The sequence below is a fragment of the Streptomyces sp. AC555_RSS877 genome (genome assembly GCF_019049245.1).
Lineage (GTDB): Bacteria > Actinomycetota > Actinomycetes > Streptomycetales > Streptomycetaceae > Streptomyces.
The window spans coordinates 349,047-366,238 of sequence record NZ_JAGMUK010000001.1 but is presented as its reverse complement, the minus strand read 5'-3'; the positions used below and the strand labels follow the sequence as shown (position 1 = coordinate 366,238).

The 17,192-nt window shown below is 71.7% G+C and carries 10 protein-coding genes; 1 reads left to right on the top strand and 9 read right to left on the bottom strand.

What is annotated here, in order from left to right:
- The coding region (locus KUM49_RS01620) for a maltotransferase domain-containing protein (protein ID WP_217234804.1) at nt 1-676 on the bottom strand (676 nt) is incomplete at its 3' end.
- Nucleotides 677-894: 218 nt separating this feature from the next.
- Complete coding sequence (locus tag KUM49_RS01615) at nt 895-2,094, bottom strand: S8 family peptidase (RefSeq protein WP_217234803.1); 1,200 nt, start codon at nt 2,092-2,094, stop codon at nt 895-897.
- Nucleotides 2,095-2,381: 287 nt separating this feature from the next.
- On the opposite strand from KUM49_RS01615, the gene KUM49_RS01610 reads away from it, so the two are divergent.
- Entirely contained in the window at nt 2,382-5,000 is a 2,619-nt protein-coding gene (locus KUM49_RS01610) for a glycosyltransferase family 1 protein (RefSeq protein ID WP_217234802.1), read from the top strand.
- Nucleotides 5,001-5,006: 6 nt separating this feature from the next.
- Here KUM49_RS01610 and KUM49_RS01605 read toward each other — a convergent pair whose 3' ends face one another.
- From KUM49_RS01605 to KUM49_RS01575, 7 genes are all read right to left on the bottom strand, one after another.
- Nucleotides 5,007-5,525, bottom strand: a complete 519-nt coding sequence (locus KUM49_RS01605) for a DUF1990 family protein (protein WP_217234801.1) — start codon at nt 5,523-5,525, stop codon at nt 5,007-5,009.
- 71 nt (nt 5,526-5,596) lie between these two features.
- Entirely contained in the window at nt 5,597-7,264 is a 1,668-nt protein-coding gene (locus tag KUM49_RS01600; protein WP_217234800.1) for a M4 family metallopeptidase, read from the bottom strand.
- Nucleotides 7,265-7,491: 227 nt separating this feature from the next.
- Nucleotides 7,492-9,555, bottom strand: coding sequence for a M4 family metallopeptidase (locus tag KUM49_RS01595; protein ID WP_217234799.1), 2,064 nt, complete (start codon nt 9,553-9,555; stop codon nt 7,492-7,494).
- A 253-nt stretch (nt 9,556-9,808) separates the two neighbouring features.
- Entirely contained in the window at nt 9,809-11,590 is a 1,782-nt protein-coding gene (locus tag KUM49_RS01590) for an ABC transporter ATP-binding protein (RefSeq protein ID WP_217234798.1), read from the bottom strand.
- A complete protein-coding gene (locus KUM49_RS01585; protein WP_217234797.1) occupies nt 11,587-13,344 on the bottom strand; it encodes an ABC transporter ATP-binding protein in 1,758 nt (585 codons plus the stop codon). The genes KUM49_RS01590 and KUM49_RS01585 overlap by 4 nt, the downstream gene beginning before the upstream one ends.
- 71 nt (nt 13,345-13,415) lie before the next feature.
- Nucleotides 13,416-15,281, bottom strand: coding sequence for an ABC transporter ATP-binding protein (locus KUM49_RS01580; RefSeq protein ID WP_217234796.1), 1,866 nt, complete (start codon nt 15,279-15,281; stop codon nt 13,416-13,418).
- Nucleotides 15,278-17,086, bottom strand: coding sequence for an ABC transporter ATP-binding protein (locus tag KUM49_RS01575; RefSeq protein ID WP_217234795.1), 1,809 nt, complete (start codon nt 17,084-17,086; stop codon nt 15,278-15,280). Before KUM49_RS01575 ends, KUM49_RS01580 begins: the two co-directional genes overlap by 4 nt.
- Nucleotides 17,087-17,192: the final 106 nt, after the last annotated feature.

Below are 17,192 nucleotides of genomic sequence, written 5' to 3'. Positions count from 1 at the left end.
GCGGCAGCGTCTCCGACGCCGTCACGAACTCCCGCAGCGGATACCGCGACAGGACCGCGTCCACCTCCGGCGTCAACGCCGCCGCCAGGCGCGTCGCGGCGGGGCGGGTGTCGTCGCGCAGTGTCTCCACGGCGGTGAGGAGAACCTGCCGTTTGCCCTTCTTCGGGACGCCTGCGGCTGCCCGTTCGTACAGCCGGGCGCCCTCCTCCAGGACGAGTTCCGTGTCCATCCCCGCGGGGATCTTGATGTGGGCGTGATGCCGCCAGGTGGTGACGGGGTCGCCCCACGCCTCCACGGTGTACGTCCAGCGGCCCGGGGCGCCGGGGGCGACCTCGGCGCCCCAGCGGTCGGTGCCGGGTGTCAGTTCGCGCATCGGCGTCCAGGGGCCCGGGCGGCCCTCCGGATCCCTCAGTACGACATTGGCGGCGACGGCATCGTGCCCCTCGCGGAAGACGGTGGCCGAGATCTCGAAGGTCTCGCCGGTGACGGCCTTGGCCGGCCTGCGTCCGTGCCGGACGACCGGGCGGACGTCGAGGACGGGTATGCGTCCGATACCGGCGGCGGTGTCGCCCGTGGAGGGTGGCTCCGGGGTCGGCGGACCGTCGTCGACCGGGCGTACGGGTACTGCCCCGGTGCTCGGTGTCGGGGGTGCTGACGAGTGGTGCGTGGCGGGCATGACCGCTCCTGTCCGCGTCAACGTGGGTGGGCGGATGAATGTGGGGAGGTGGGTCCTGCGTGGTGTCCCTGTGGTCTTCCTGAGGGGTGTACCGGAGGAGCCTTCCCACCCTATTCGGGTAGGCAATCCGGCACTTTGTTAACTACTCACGCGTATATCTCCACACAAAGACCGGCCCCGTTCAGGCCGAACGGGGCCGGTGCCGGAATCAGTCCCGGTCAGCGCGGTACCTGCAGCAGTTTGTCCGGCGATCCGAGGCCCCGTCCGGAGATCTTTCCGGTTGCCGCCCGGGCGACCAGTGCCTTGCCGACCTGGGCCGGAGTGGCTTTCCGGTGGTCCGAGAGATAGAGCGCGGCCGCGCCCGCCGCGTGCGGCGACGCCATCGACGTACCGGAGGCGGTCGCGGTCGCGGTGTTGCTCGCGATGGCCGCCGAGGTGATCGACACGCCTGGCGCGAACACGTCCAGGGCCGAGCCGTGGTTGGAGAAGCTCGCCCTGGCGTCCTTCCGGTCGGTCGCGCCGACCGTGATCGCCTGCCGTACGCCCGCGGGGGAGTACAGCGACGCCGGCCTGCCGTCGTTGCCCGCGGCGACCGTGTACGTCACGCCGGACGCGATGGAGTTCCGCACGGCGGCTTCCAGTTGGGCGTTGTAGGGGCCGCCCAGGCTGAGGTTGGCGACCGCGGGCTTCACCGCGTTCCTGGTGACCCAGTCGATGCCTGCGATGACCTGCGCCGTCGTGCCCGCGCCCGCGTTGTCGAGGACGCGTACGGCCACCACCCGGGCCTTCTTGGCGACGCCGTGCTTGGCACCGGCGACGGTGCCGGCGACATGGGTGCCGTGGCCGTTGCCGTCGCCCGCGCTCTTGTCGCGGCCGACGAAGTCCCAGCCGTGGCTCGCCCGGCCGCCGAAGTCCCGGTGGCCGATCCGGATGCCGGTGTCGATCACGTAGACCGTGACGCCCGCCCCCGCGGAGTCCGGCGAGGTGTAGCCCCTGTCGAGCGGCAGGTTCGGCTGGTCGATGCGGTCCAGGCCCCAGGACGGCGGGTTCTTCTGGACGTGGTCCAGGGTCACCCGGGTGTCCTGCGCGACCGAGGCGACACGAGGGTCGGCCGCGAGCAGCTCGGCCTGTCTCGCGTTCGCCTTCACCGCGTAGCCGTTCAGCACCGTTCCGTAGGTATGGCTGATGTGCGCCCCGTATTTCTCGGCCAGGTCCTTTCCGGCCGCCGACGGGGCCTTCGTTCCCCCCTCGAGTGTCACCAGGTAACTTCCGCCGACGGAACCGGGTTGCCCGGCGCCGAGTATCCGCCCCTCCGGTACGGCGTGCGCGGGCAGGGTGATGGCCGAAAGCGCCGCGGCACAGGTCACCGCGGTCAGACCCCCCACCCGGCGCAGACGCCGTGCTCGCGTCCGTGCCATGGCTTGGTACCCCCTCCTCAACACGGCGTACGACAGCCGGGACGCACCGCGTGCGCGGCTCCCCGGGCCGTACGCCACTTGGCAGCCTCTCGTGCGGTGTGAAGGACGACAAGGACGCCTACGGGGGCGGAATCGGCCAAATCGGGTTCAGGAGTCATAGGGTGGCAGGAACCGTTCCCGCAGGAAGGCGCCGTGGTTACGGAAGCCTCGTGCCCGATACCTTCGAACCTGACGATGGGACGCACACCGCCGTGCGTCCTCTTCCTCGCGCTCGCTTGAGGTGGAATGTGAAGGCGATCCGTCGATTCACCGTCCGACCCGTGCTCCCCGACCCCCTCCGGCCACTGAGTGACCTCGCGCGCAATCTGCGCTGGTCGTGGCATGCGGAGACCCGCGATCTCTTCCAGTCCGTCGATCCCGAGCGCTGGTCCGTCTCGGGCGGCGACCCGGTACGGCTGCTCGGCAGCGTGCGGCCCGGGCGGCTCGCCGAACTCGCCGAGGACCGCCGTTTCCTGCGCCGGCTCACCGCGGTCGCCGACGATCTGCAGGACTACGTCACCGGTGCCCGCTGGTACCAGGCCCAGACGGCCGACCTGCCGGCCGCCGTCGCCTACTTCTCGCCCGAGTTCGGCGTCACGGCCGCCCTGCCCCAGTACTCCGGCGGCCTCGGCATCCTCGCCGGCGACCACCTGAAGGCGGCCAGCGATCTCGGCGTACCGCTGATCGGTGTCGGGCTGCTCTACCGGCACGGCTACTTCCGGCAGTCCCTGTCCCGGGACGGCTGGCAGCAGGAGCACTATCCGGTCCTCGACCCCAATGAGCTGCCCGTCGCCCAGCTCAGGGAGCCCGACGGCACCCCCGCCCAGGTCTCCCTGGCCCTGCCCGGCGGCAAACAACTGCACGCCCGGATCTGGCTGGCCCAGGTCGGGCGGGTCCCGCTGCTGATGCTGGACTCGGACGTCGAGGAGAACGACCTCGGCGAACGCGGGGTGACCGACCGGCTCTACGGCGGCGGCAGCGAGCACCGGCTGTTGCAGGAGATGCTGCTCGGCATAGGAGGAGTGCGGGCCGTACGGACGTACTGCCGGCTCACCGGCCACGCCGAGCCCGAGGTATTCCACACCAACGAGGGCCACGCCGGCTTCCTCGGCCTGGAGCGGATCGCCGAACTGTGCGCGGAAGGTCTGGACTTCGACTCCGCTCTCGAAGCGGTCCGGGCCGGGACCGTCTTCACCACGCACACCCCCGTCCCGGCCGGCATCGACCGCTTCGACCGTGAGCTGGTCGCCCGCCACTTCGGCCCCGACGCGGAACTTCCGTGCATCGACGTCGGGCGCGTCCTGCAACTGGGCATGGAGACCTACCCCGGCGGCGAACCCAACCTCTTCAACATGGCCGTGATGGGCCTGCGCCTGGCCCAGCGCGCCAACGGCGTCTCCCTGCTGCACGGCAAGGTCAGCCGGGAGATGTTCTCGGGACTGTGGCCGGGATTCGACGCCGAGGAGGTGCCGATCACCTCCGTGACCAACGGTGTGCACGCCCCGACCTGGGTCGCCCCTGAGGTCTTCCGGCTCGGTGCCCGGCAGGTCGGCGCCCAGCGCACCGAGGACGCCATGACCGTCGGCGGCTCGGACCGCTGGGACGCGGTCGCGGACATCGCCGACCAGGACATCTGGGAGCTGCGCCGCAACCTGCGCGAGCAGCTGGTGACGGAGGTGCGGGAGCGGCTGCGCGCGTCCTGGCGGCAGCGCGGTGCCGGTACGGCCGAGCTGGGCTGGGTCGACGGGGTGCTCGACCCGGACGTCCTCACCATCGGGTTCGCGCGGCGCGTCCCCTCGTACAAGCGCCTGACGCTGATGCTGCGCGACCGCGACCGGCTGATGGACCTGCTGCTGCACCCGGAGCGGCCGATCCAGATCGTGGTCGCGGGCAAGGCGCACCCGGCGGACGACGGGGGCAAGCGGCTGGTGCAGGAGCTGGTGCGGTTCTCGGACGATCCGCGGGTTCGGCACCGGATCGTGTTCCTGCCCGACTACGGGATGGCGATGGCGCAGAAGCTCTACCCGGGCTGCGACATCTGGCTGAACAACCCGCTCCGGCCGCTGGAGGCGTGCGGCACGTCCGGAATGAAGGCCGCGCTGAACGGCTGTCTCAACCTCTCCGTGCTGGACGGCTGGTGGGACGAGTGGTTCCAGCCGGACTTCGGCTGGGCGGTCCCCACCGCCGACGGTGTCGGCACCGATGCCGACCGGCGTGACGCCATAGAGGCCGACGCGCTCTACGACCTGCTCGAACAGCGGGTCACCCCGCGCTTCTACGAGCGCGGCCAGGGCGGGCTGCCCGACCGCTGGATCGAGATGGTCCGCCAGACCCTCACCCTGCTCGGCCCGAAGGTGCTGGCCGGGCGGATGGTCCGGGAGTACGTCGAGCGGCTCTACGCCCCGGCCGCGCACGCCCACCGCACGATGGTCCCCGACGCCGCCCGCGAACTGGCGGAGTGGAAGTCCAAGCTGCGTTCCGCCTGGCACGGGGTGACCGTCGACCACGTCGAGACGACCGCGGCCACCGCCACCGCCGAACTCGGCACGACCCTGGGTCTGAGGGTCCGCGTCGGCCTCGGCGGGCTCGCGCCCGAGGACGTCGAGGTGCAGGCGGTCTCCGGCCGGGTCGACGAGGAGGACCGCATCACCGACGCCACGACCGTCCCGCTGAAACCGGTGGGCGGCCCGGATCCGGAGGGCCGGTGGGTGTACGAGGGCCCGCTGTCCCTGGACCGGACGGGCCCCTACGGCTACACGGTCCGGGTCCTGCCCGCCCACCGGCTGCTGGCGTCCGGCGCGGAGCCGGGGCTCGTGGCCTTGCCGTCGGAGGAGGTGGTGGAGGCCGCGGGGGTGCTGCTGCGCTGAGCCCGCTCAGATCTTCTCGACCGGGGCGCACAGCCGTCGCAGCACCGCGCCGCACCGCTTCGCGTACGCGTGCTGCAGCCCGCGTGTCGCCGGGCCGCCGGCGCGGGCGTACCACTTGGCGCCCCGGCTGAACGCGGAGATCGTCAGCCAGACCGTGCCGTCGCCGGTGCGGTCGACGACGAAGGACTCCTCGCCGCTCTCGGGATGGCCGGTCAGCGTGCCGTACGCCCAGCCGGCGCGGCGGGGTTCCTCGACCGTCCACACCACGCGGCAGGGGGCTTTTATCAGCCCGGCGAGCGTGACGGTGACGTCGACCTCGGGGGCGGCGCGGTCCGCGCCTGCGTCGATGCCGACGCCGAGCTCGCGGTGCATCTCCCAGGTCAGGACCGCCTCGGAGGCTCTGCTGAAGACCTCCCGCCCCTCGCCGATGCGTGCGCGCACGTGCAGGGGGTGGAAGCCGGGCGGGCAGAAGCCGTCCTGCCGGGTGGCGCCGACGTGGTCGTACGTGAAGTCCGTCAAGGGCATGGGACCCAAGAGTAGGGCGGCCCCCGGGGATGCCTTCGTCCCGGGGGCCGCCCGTCTCGACCGGTGAAACGTCAGCCGACGTTGACCGCCGACCAGGCCGCCGCGACCGCCTTGTACTCGGTGCTCGTGGAGCCGTACAGGGCCGACGCCGCGCTCAGGGTGCCGGTGCGGGCGCCCGCGTACGTGGTGGTCGACGTGAAGTACTCGGTCAGCGCCTTGTACCAGATCTGGACGGCCTTGGCGCGTCCGATGCCGGTGACGGTGGAGCCGTTGGAGGTCGGCGAGTTGTAGCTGACGCCGTTGATGGTCTTGCTGCCGCTGCCCTCGCTGAGCAGGTAGAAGAAGTGGTTCGCCGGGCCGGACGAGTAGTGCACGTCCAGGTTCTTCAGCGTCGACGACCAGGAGTCGACCGAACCGCCGTCCTTGCTGGGCCGGTCCATGTAGCGCAGCGGGGTGCCGTCGCCGTTGATGTCGATCTTCTCGCCGATGAGGTAGTCACCGACGTCGTTGGAGTTCGCCGCGTAGAACTCGACCGCCGTGCCGAAGATGTCGGACGTGGCCTCGTTCAGGCCGCCGGACTCCCCGCTGTAGTTCAGGCCCGCGGTGTTCGACGTGACGCCGTGCGTCATCTCGTGGCCGGCCACGTCCAGTGACGTCAGCGGGTGGGTGTTGCCCTCGCCGTCGCCGTACGTCATGCAGAAGCAGCTGTCGTCCCAGAACGCGTTGACGTACGCGTTGCCGTAGTGGACGCGGGAGTAGGCGGCCTTGCCGTCGTTCTTGATGCCGCTGCGGCCGAAGGTGCTCTTGTAGAAGTCCCAGGTCGTCTGCGCGCCGTAGGCGGCGTCGACGGCCGCGGTCTGGTCGGTGGTCGCGCTGGAGGCGATGCCGGTGCCCCAGATGTCGTCGGCGTCGGTGAACAGGGTGCCCGCCGACGAGCTGGTGCCGTGCGCCTTGTTGTACGTCTTGTGGCCGCCGCGCGAGGTGTCGTACAGCTGGTACGTCGAGCCCGACAGGTAGGTGCCGAGGGTGACGGTGCCGGAGTAGAGGCTCTTGCCGCTGCCGGTCTCGATGCCCTGGTACTCGAAGAGCTTCTTGCCGGTGGCCGCGTCGGTGATGACGTGCAGCTGGTTCGGGGTGCCGTCCTCCTGGAGGCCGCCGACGACCGTCTCGTAGGCGAGGGTCGGCTTGCTGCCGTTGCCCGCCCAGATCACCTTGCGGGGCGCCGCGTCGGCCTCCGTCTTCTCCGAGCCGGCCGACTCGGCGGCGGTCAGGGCCTGCTTCTCCGCCTTGGCCGCGGCGATCGCGGGCTTGAGCGAGGCGACCTTGATGGTGGCCTTCGTCGCCTTGGTGACGCCCTGGGTGGCGCCGGCCTTCGACGCGTGGACGACCAGGTCGCCGCCGAGGACGGGCAGGCCGTCATAGGTGCGCTCGTAGCGGGTGTGGACGGTGCCGTCGGCGTCCTTGACGACGTCTCTGACGACCAGCTTCTCCTTGGCGCCGAGGCCTATCTCCTCGGCGGTGCCGGCCACGGTGTCCTGCTGCTGGCGGATGAGCGCGGTGCGGGCGGCCGGGGTGAGCGTGGTGGGGGCGGCGAGGGGCTTCGCGGCACCGGCGGCGTCCACCGGGGTCTGGGCGGACGCGCTGACGGTGGTGAGCCCGGTGGCCAGCAGGGCGCCGGCGGCGACGGTGGTGGCGATGGCCAGCGTGGTGCGCTTGTGACGCGCGTAGACGGAGGACACACAAACTCCTTCGGTGGGGGGCTGCTGGGAAGTTGTGCGGCGGGTGAGGGAAGAGTGACATCGGTGCCGCGTACATGTCATGTCTCCAAGTGATGTTGGCCGAAAGTCGACTGTCCGGTAAATGTTTCGGACATGTGAATGAGGGCGCCGCCCCGGGGAGTCGAAACACCGGGGCGGCGCCCTGTCCTTGGGTCCTCAGAGGGTTTGGGCCCTCGGAGGGGCGGGGTCTACGGGAAGGTGAGCTTCCAGGAGTTGATGTACCCGGTGTCCTGGGCCGCGTTGTCCTGAACCCTCAACTGCCAGGTCCCGTTGGCGACTTCGGAGGAGGCGTTCACCGTGTAGGTGGTGTTGAGGTTGTCCGCGCTGCCACCGGTGCCGTACGCCTTCAGCGTGTACGCCGTGCCGTCGGGGGCGATCAGCTGCACCCGGAGGTCACCGATGTAGGTGTGGACGATGTCGACCGCCACCGCGAGGTTCGACGGCGCGTTGCCCGTCCGCCCGGACACGGTGACCGACGAGTTGACCGCCGCCCCACTGTCCGGAATAGCTACGTCGGCCGCGTTCTCGAAGGAGGTGCCGCCACCGCCTCCGCCGCCACCGTCGGAGCGGGCACCGACCGCGACACCCGCCCAGGCGTCCTGCACGGCCTTGTACTCGGCGCTCGTGGTGCCGTACAGCTCGCCCGTCGCCGCGAGGGTGCCGGTACGGGCCGCCGCGTAGTTGGTGGTCGAGGTGAACTTGGTGGTCAGCGCGCGGAACCAGATCTTCTCCGCCTTGTCCCGGCCGATGCCGGTGACCGGAAGGCCGTCCGCGGTGGGCGAGTTGTAGGTGACCCCGTTGATGGTCTTGGTGCCGCTGCCCTCGCTCAGCAGGTAGAAGAAGTGGTTCGCCGGGCCCGAGGAGTAGTGCACGTCGATCGAGCCGATGCCGGAGTACCAGCTGTCCTTGGACGAGCCGTCCTGGCTCGGCCGGTCCATGTAGCGCAGCGGCGTGCCGTCGCCGTTGATGTCGATCTCCTCGCCGATGAGGTAGTCACCGACGTCGGAGGCGTTGTTGGCGTAGAACTCGACGGTCGAGCCGAAGATGTCGGAGGTCGCCTCGTTCAGACCGCCGGACTCGCCGCTGTAGTTGAGCCCCGCCGTGTTAGAGGTGAGCCCGTGGGTCATCTCGTGCGCGGCCACGTCGATCGAGGTGAGCGGGTTGGCGTTGCCCGAGCCGTCGCCGTACGTCATGCAGAAGCAGCTGTCGGACCAGAACGCGTTGACGTAGTTGTTGCCGTAGTGGACCCGGGAGTAGGCGCCCACACCGTCGCCGCGGATGCCGCTGCGGCCGTGCACGTTCTTGTAGTAGTCCCAGGTCAGCGCGGCCCCGTAGTGGGCGTCGGCGGCGGCCGACTCCAGGTTCGAGGGGGTGCCGTTGCCCCAGATGTCGTCCGGGCCGGAGAACAGCGTGCCGGTGCCGGAGGTGCCGCGGTTGAGGTTGTACGTCTTGTGGTTGCCGCGCGCGCCGTCGGTGAGGTTGAAGGTCGACCCGGACTGCGTGGTGCCGAGGGTGACCGTGCCGCTGTACACCGTGTTGCCGGTGCCGGTCTCGATGGCCTCCCACTCGTACAGCTTCTCGCCGGTGGTCGCGTCGGTGACGACGTGCAGCTCCTGCGGGGTGCCGTCGTGCTGGAAGCCGCCGACGACCGTCTCGTACGCCAGGGCCGGCTTGCCGTCCGCCGCCCAGATCACCTTGCGCGGGGCGCGGTTGACGTCGGGGCTCTTGGCGTCCTCGGCCTCGGCCGCGGCGAGGGCCTGCGTCCTGGCCTTGGCCGCGGGCAGCTTGGCCGTGGTCGTCGCCGGCTTGATGGCGGTGCGGGTGGCCTTGACGACGGCGTCGGTCGCGTCGGCCTTCGTGCTCTCCACGACCAGGTCGCCGCCCAGGACGGGCAGGCCGTCGTAGGTGCGCTCGTAGCGGGTGTGGACCGTGCCGTTGCCGTCCTTGAGGACGTCACGGACGACCAGCTTCTCCTTGGCACCCAGGCCCAGTTCCTCGGCGGTCCTGGCCTTGGCGGCCTCGGCCGTGCGGAGCAGCGCGGCGCGCTGGGCGGGGGTGAGCTTGACCGACTCCGCGCCCGGTATGACCTTTCCCGCGGCCGACGGTGCCTTCTCCGGGGCTGCGGTGGCGGCGCCCGACTGGACGGCCGCGGCGATCAGGGCGGACACGCCGACGAGGGCCACGGCGGCGACCCTGCGCTGGGTGGTGGTGGGGGTGTGGGAGGTGCGTCTGTGGGAGGAACTGTCTCTCAACACTGACTCCTTCTGCGTGGCCGCGGGTCGCACGGCCAGGGGAGACCGGTCGGCGGGTGGGCCGTCCGGGCAGAACAGGGCGGTGCGGCAGAACCACGTGCGGCCGCGCCACACGTTCGTGCTGTGGGGTTGCTGTGAAGCGGCCGTGGGAAGAGTCGCAGGAGATGGCGGTTTCTGTCAGGAGCGCGTCAGGAAGTTGGCCAGAAATCGTCCGTTGCCCGGAAATTCATGTTCGGTATACGGACTGGACGGGTCAGGCGGAGGTCTCCGGGGAAGCCGGCCGGTCCCCGTGCCACGACCCCCACAGCGCCGCGTACGCCCCCTCCGCCGCCACCAGTTCCTCGTGCGTGCCGAGTTCGGTCAGCAGGCCGCCCTCCATGACCGCCACGCGGTCCGCGTCGTGGGCGGTGTGCAGGCGGTGGGCGATGGCGATGACCGTGCGGCCCTCGAGTACGGCGGCCAGGGCGCGCTCGGTGTGACGGGCGGTGGTCGGGTCGAGCAGGGCGGTGGCCTCGTCGAGGATCAGGGTGTGCGGGTCGGCCAGGACGACCCGGGCAAGGGCGAGTTGCTGGGCCTGGGAGCCGTCCGTACGGCAACCGCCTTCGCCCAGCGTGGTGTCGAGGCCGTCGGGCAGCTCCCGTACCCAGGTGTCCGCGCCGACCGCCGCCAGCGCGGCCCACAGGTCGTCGTCCGTCGCGGCGGGTTCGGCGATCAGGAGGTTGTCGCGGACCGTGCCGAGGAAGACGTGGTGCTCCTGGGTGACCAGGACGACCTGGCGGCGCAGCTGTTCGGGGCCGAGGCCGACGACCGGCACCCCGCCGACCGTCACCGTGCCGGTGCCGGGCGCGTCCACGCCCGCCAGCAGTCGGCTCAAAGTGGTCTTGCCTGCGCCCGAGGGCCCGACGACCGCGAGCCGTTCCCCGGGGCGCACGGTCAGGTCCACGCCCCGCAGAACCTCGCCGCCCCGGTCGTAGGCGTACCGGACGCCGGTCACCTCGATCAGGTCGTCCGCCGGGACGGGGGCGTCGGCCGCGTCGGCGCGCGGGGCCCGGGCCAGCCCCTCCACGCGGGCGAACGAGGCGCCGCTGCTCTGCAGTTGCTCCACCCGGATCAGGATCTGGTCCAGGGGATCGCTCATCTGCCGCAGGTACAGCGCCGCCGTCACCACCGCGCCCAGGCTCATCGCGCCGTCCGCGTGCAGCATCCCGCCGATCACCAGCACCCCGGCCACCGGGATCAGGTACGACACCTCCACCGCCGGGAAGAACACCGTGCGCAGGTGGAGGGTGTGGAAACGGGTGCGCCGGGACGTCTCCAGGGCCTTTCGGCTCGCCCTGATCCGCCGCTCCTCCAGGCGAAGCGCCTCGACGGTGCGCGCGCCCGACGCGGTCGCCGCGACGACCTCGGCGACCTCCGAGTTGGCCGCCCCCTCCGCCAGGTAGCCGTCCCGCGCCCGGCGCAGATACCAGCGCAGGGCGAACCAGATCGGCGTCAGGCCCAGCACGCCGACCGCGCCGAGCAGCGGGTCGATGACGAACACCGCGACCAGCGCGAACAGGAACTGCACGCCGTTGATGAGCAGTTCGGGGCCGGCGTCGCGCAGCGTGGTGCCGACGGTGGCCACGTCGGCCGTGCCGCGCGCGGTCAGATCGCCGGTGCCGGCCCGCTCCACCACCGACGCGGGCAGCGCCAGTGTCCGCTCCACGAACTCCTCGCGCACCCGCGCCAGCGTCCGCTCCCCGAACCGGTGCCCGACGTACCGCGCCCACCGGGCCAGCAGCAACTCCGCCACCGCGCACACCAGCAGGGCCGGCGCCAGCCGGTCCACGGCCGACACCCCGCCCCCGCCCCGCACGTCGTCGATGATCCGCCCCAGCAGCCATGGCCCGGCGAGCCCGGCGACGGCTGCCAGCGCGTTCAGCGCGATTGCGGCCGCGAAGGCCCGCCGGTCGGCCTTCACCAGCCGCACGGAGGCCCGCCGCACGTCGGCGGGTCCGGCGACGGGCAGCGTCCCGGCAGAAGTCGAGCCGGTCACCGTACGGCCTCCTCGGCGTCTGTGGTGTCTGTGGCGTCTGTGACATCCGCGGTGTCCGTGCTGTCGGTGATGGCCGCGTCCCGTGCCACCAGCGCCCGGTATCCCGGCTCCCGGTCCAGCAGCTCGCGGTGGCTGCCGGTGGCCGAGATCTTGCCGTCGACCAGGTGGAGCACGGTGTCCGCGTGGTCCAGCACCAGTGGGGACGTGGTGGTGACCACCGTCGTACGGCCCTCGCGCGCGGCCCCCAGCCGCTCGGCCACCCGCGCCTCGGTGTGGGCGTCCAGCGCCGAGGTCGGTTCGACGGCCAGCAGCACCTCGGGGTCGGCGAGCAGCGCTCGGACCAGCCGCATGCGCTGGCGCTGGCCGCCGGACAGGTTGCGGCCCTGCGCGTCGATCGCCGAGTCGAGCCCGTCCGGCAGACCCTGCACGATGTCGTCGGCGACGGCCGTGTGCACGGCCCGCCCGATGCGCTGCTCGTCCCCGCCGCCGACCAGCTCGCGCAAAGTGCCCGCGAACAGGTCGGCCTCGTGGTCGGCGACCAGGATCCGCTGTCTGACCTGCGCCAGCGCGATCTCGTCGAGGGGTACCCCGCCCCAGGTCGCCGCCGACGGAACGTACCGGCCGAGACGGTCGAGCACGGCCGCGGTGTCGGCGGGGCGGGCGCCGGCCAGCGCGGTCAGCCGCCCCGGCAGCACCCGCACGCCCGACACCGGGTCGTACAGCACGGAGGGCTCCGCGGGCGCGTCGCGGGTGCCGGTGTCCGCCATCGGCTCCAGGCGCAGGAACCGTACGACCCGCCGGGCCGCCACCAGACCGCGGCTGATCTGGTAGCCGCACTCCACCCAGAACGCCACCGGCCCCACCAGGACCGCCACATAGCCGTACACCGACACCAACTCGCCGACGGTGATGGCATTTTGGGCGGCGAGCCGGGCCGCCAGCCAGGTCACGACGGCCATGAACAGCGTCGGCAGCCCCACGCCCAGCGCCTGCACCCAGCTGGTCACCGCCCCGACCCGGTAGCCCTGGGACCGCAGCCGCTGCGAGTCCCGGTGGAAGGCGTCGGCGAACAGCCCTTTGCCGCCCAGGCCGTTGAGGACCCGCAGTCCGCCCGCGAGGTCGGCGATCCGGGCGGTGAGCACACCCTGCCGCTCGCGGTACTCCGTCTCGGTGCCCTGGAGGCGGGTGAGCAGCGGCCCGACGAGAAGGACGATCACCGGGATGCCGAGCAGCACCACCACGGCGATGAGCGTCGACACCGACAGCAGCAGACCGGCGACCACCAGATAGGCGACGACCGCGCCCACCCCGGGCCCGACGACGGTCAGAGACTGGGCGATCGTCTGCACGTCGCCCACACCGATCGTGACGACCTCCCCGGCACCCGCCCGCCGGGGCAGTGCGGCGCCCAGCCGGACCGCCTGCCCGACGACGACCTTGACCGTGCGGAAGTTGGCGTCCATCCGCACCCGGGTCATTGTGCGGTGCCGCATGATGCTCAGCCAGGCGTTGAACGACCCCACCGCGAACAGGGCGACGCTCCAGCCGGCCAGCGCACCCATGTGGCCGGGTTCCAGACCGTCGTCGATCGCCCGGGCCATCAGATACGGCGTCGCCGCCAGCAGGACCATCCAGGTGCTGCCCAGCAGCGCACCGGCGGCGGCCCGGCCCGGCTGGCACCTCACCAGCCACCACAGATACCGGCCGCCGCCACGACAGTCGGGTGTGCCGGGATCCTCGTACGCGTCGATCATCTCTCTCCGCTTCTCGCGCCGGACCACACCGCCTCACGTCAGGCTGCCCCGCTCACGTCAGGCTGCCCCGCTCACGCCAGGCTGTCCCGCCAAGCCCGGTGAAGATCCGCGAACCGGCCGGTATCGGCGACGAGTTGGTCCGGGCTGCCGTCCTCGACGATCCGCCCGTGCTCCATGACCAGCACCCGGTCCGCGATCTCCACGGTCGACAGCCGGTGCGCGATGACCACGGCCGTACGCCCCTTCAGCACCGTCGCCATCGCGCGCTGCACCGCCCGCTCGCCCGGGATGTCGAGCGAGCTGGTCGCCTCGTCGAGGATCAGTACGGCCGGGTCGGCGAGCAACGCCCGGGCGAACGCGACCAGTTGGCGCTGCCCGGCGGAGATGCGGCCGCCCCGCTTGCGTACGTCCGTGTCGTAGCCGTCGGGCAGCGCGGTGACGAAGTCGTGGGCGCCGATCGCCTTCGCGGCCTCCTCGATCTCCTCGCGGGTGGCGTCCGGGCGGCCGATCGCGATGTTCTCGGCGACCGTGCCGGAGAACAGGAACGCCTCCTGCGTCACCATGACGACTCCGCGCCGCAGCTCGGGCCCGGCCAGGTCGCGCAGGTCGACGCCGTCCAGGAGGACCCGGCCGTCGGAGGGGTCGTAGAACCGGGCGAGCAGCTTGGCCAGGGTCGACTTGCCCGCGCCGGTCGAGCCGACGACCGCGACCGTCTGTCCGGCGGGCAGCGTCAGGTCGAAGCGGGGCAGCACCTCGCCGCCGGTGCGGTACGCGAAGCGGACCCCGTCGAAGACGACCTCGCGGCCGGGGTGTTCGGACGCGAGGGGCGGCAGCTGCCGCGGCGTCGCGGGCTCCGGCACGGACGGCGTCTGGGCGAGCAGTCCGGCGATCTTCTCCAGGGAGGCCGCCGCCGACTGGTAGGAGTTCAGGAACATGCCGAGCCGGTCGATGGGGTCGTACAGCCGCCGCAGATACAGCACCGCGGCCGCCAGCACGCCCAGCTCCAGCGAACCGTCGGCCACCCGGTGCGCGCCCCACAGCACGATCACCGCGACCGCCGTGTTGGCGACCAGCCGGGAGCCGATCACATAGCGGGCCATCTCGAGGAGCGCGTCGCCGTTGGTCCGCTCGTGCCGGGTGTTCAGCACCTGGAAGTCGGCGTCGTTGACCGCCTCGCGCCGGAACGCGCGCACCGGCCGGATGCCGTTCATCGTCTCGACGAACTTCACGATCACGGCCGCGATGGCCGTCGACCGGGCCCGGTACACCCGCTTCGCGCGCCGCTGGTAGAGCCGGATGAGCAGATACAGCGGCCCGAGGGACGCCACCGCCACCGCGCCGAGCCCCAGGTCGAGCCAGAGCAGCAGCGCCGAGATGTAGGCGAAGGACAGGACGACCCCGACCAGCTCCTGCAGGCCCTCGTTCAGCAGCTCGCGCAGCGACTCCACGTCCGTGGTGGAGCGGGAGATGAGCCGGCCCGAGGTGTAGCGCTCGTGGAAGTCGACGCTCAAGGCCTGCGCGTGGCGGAAGATACGGCCGCGCAGGTCGAGCAGCACGTCCTGGTTGACGCGGGCCGCGGCGATCACGAACGTGGACTGCAGGGCGCCGGAGGCGAGCGCGCACAGCAGATAGCCGACGCCCACCGCGACGAGGGGGCCGTTGTCGTGGTCGCGGAACGCGGGTACGGCGCTGTCGATGGCGTACGCCACCAGCAGCGGGCCGGCCTGCGTGGCCGCCTGCTGGAGCAGCAGCAGGAGCGTGGTGACGGCGACGCGGGCCTTCATCGGGGCGAGCAGGGAACGCAGCAGGGCGGCGGTGGCGCCCGGGGGAGTGGGCAGGACGTCGCGGTCGAAGTCGTCGTCCTGCCGGGCGGGTTCCCCGGCCGGGCGCTCCTGGCCGGGCTTGGTGGTCGTGGTCGCCGCCGCCGTCACTGTCATTGGGCTGCCTCCTCTGTCCCGGCCATCAGATGGACGTACTCGGCGTTCGTGCGCAGCAGTTCCTGGTGGGTGCCGACGGCGACGATCCGGCCGCCGGAGAGCAGGGCGACGCGGTCGGCGAGCAGGACGGTCGACGGACGGTGCGCCACGATCAGACCCGTGGTCTCGGCGAGGACGTCCCGCAGCGCGGCCTCGACGGCGGCCTCGGTGTGCACGTCCAGCGCGGACAACGGGTCGTCGAGCACGAGGAACCTGGGCCGGCCGACCACGGCTCTGGCCAGCGCGAGCCGCTGCCGCTGCCCGCCCGAGAGACTGAGCCCCTGCTCGCCGACCTGGGTGTCCGTGCCCTGCGGCAACGCGTACACGAAGTCGGCCTGCGCGACGGTCAGCGCCCGCTCCAGCTCGGCCTGTCCCGCGGTGCCGTGCGCCCCCATGAGGACGTTGTCACCGACCCCGGCGGAGAAGAGGGTCGGCTCCTCGAAGGCCACCGCCACCTTCGAGCGCAGCTCCTCACGGGACATCGCCGTGATGTCCTCGCCGTCCAGCGTGATCCGCCCGGAGGTCACCTCGTGGAGGCGGGGCACGAGCGCGGTGAGGGTGGTCTTGCCGCTGCCGGTGGCTCCGACGAGGGCCATGGACTCGCCGGGGCGGATGTGGAGGTCTATCCGGTCGAGGACGGGTGGGGAGCCGGCGGGGGCGTCGGGGTAGCGGAACGACACGTTGTGGAACCGGAGCCCGCTGTCCTCGGTCCGTGTCGTGGCGCCTGTCCGGGTCGTGGCACCCGTGGCCCGCGACTCCGGCTCCGCGTCCATCACCTCGAAGTACCGCTCGGTCGCGGTCGCCGCCTCCTGGCTCATCGCCAGCAGGAAGCCGATGGAGTCCACCGGCCAGCGCAGCGCGAGTGCCGTGGACAGGAAGGCGACCAGGGTCCCGGCGGAAAGGGAACCGTCGGCCACCTGCACGGCCCCCAGCACCAGCGCCACCCCGATCGCCACCTCCGGCAGCGTCACGATGACACCCCAGATCGTCGCCAGCAGCCCCGCCTTGCGCAGTTCCGTCCCCCTCAGGGTCCGTGACAGCTCCCGGAACGCCCGTGCCTGGCTCCGGTGCCGGCCGAACCCCTTGATGATCCGGATGCCGAGCACGCTCTCCTCGACGACCGTCGTCAGATCCCCGACCTGGTCCTGGGCCCGCCGCGCCACCTCGGTGTACCGCGTCTCGAAGACCACGCAGGTCACGATCACCGGGATCGCCGGACCGAGGATCACCAGCCCGAGCGTCCACTCCTGGATCAGCATGATCACCACGCCGATGACGATCGTCACCCCGTTGACCAGCAGGAACGTCAGCGGAAAGGCGAGGAACATGCGCAGCAGCATCAGGTCCGTGGTCCCCCGGGACAGCAGCTGCCCCGACGCCCACCGGTCGTGGAAGGCCACCGGGAGCCGCTGGAGATGCCGGTACAGATCGGCCCGCATCCCCGCCTCGACGCCCGCGAGCGGCCGTGCCACCAGCCACCGCCGCAGCCCGAACAGCAACGCCTCCGTGAGCCCGAGCAGCAGCAGGAACAGCGCCCCGAGCCACACCCCAGCGGAGTCCCGGTCGGCGACCGGCCCGTCCACCATCCACTTCAGTACGAGCGGAATCACCAGCCCCGCGCACGAGGCGAGCACCGCGACGAACGCGGCGGTGAACAGCCGCACGCGCACGGGCCGGACGTACGGCCACAGCCGCAGCAGTGTGCGTACGGCCGACCGGTCGCGGCGTTTTCCGGGTTCCTCTGTGGTTTCAGATGTCGTCGCCATCAGCAGCGAGCCTACGGATCGGCACTGACAACGCCCACCGAGTTTTGGCCGGACCCGGATCGGCCGCTGGTCCTACGACCTGCGTGTTCGAGGAGTCGTACGGCGG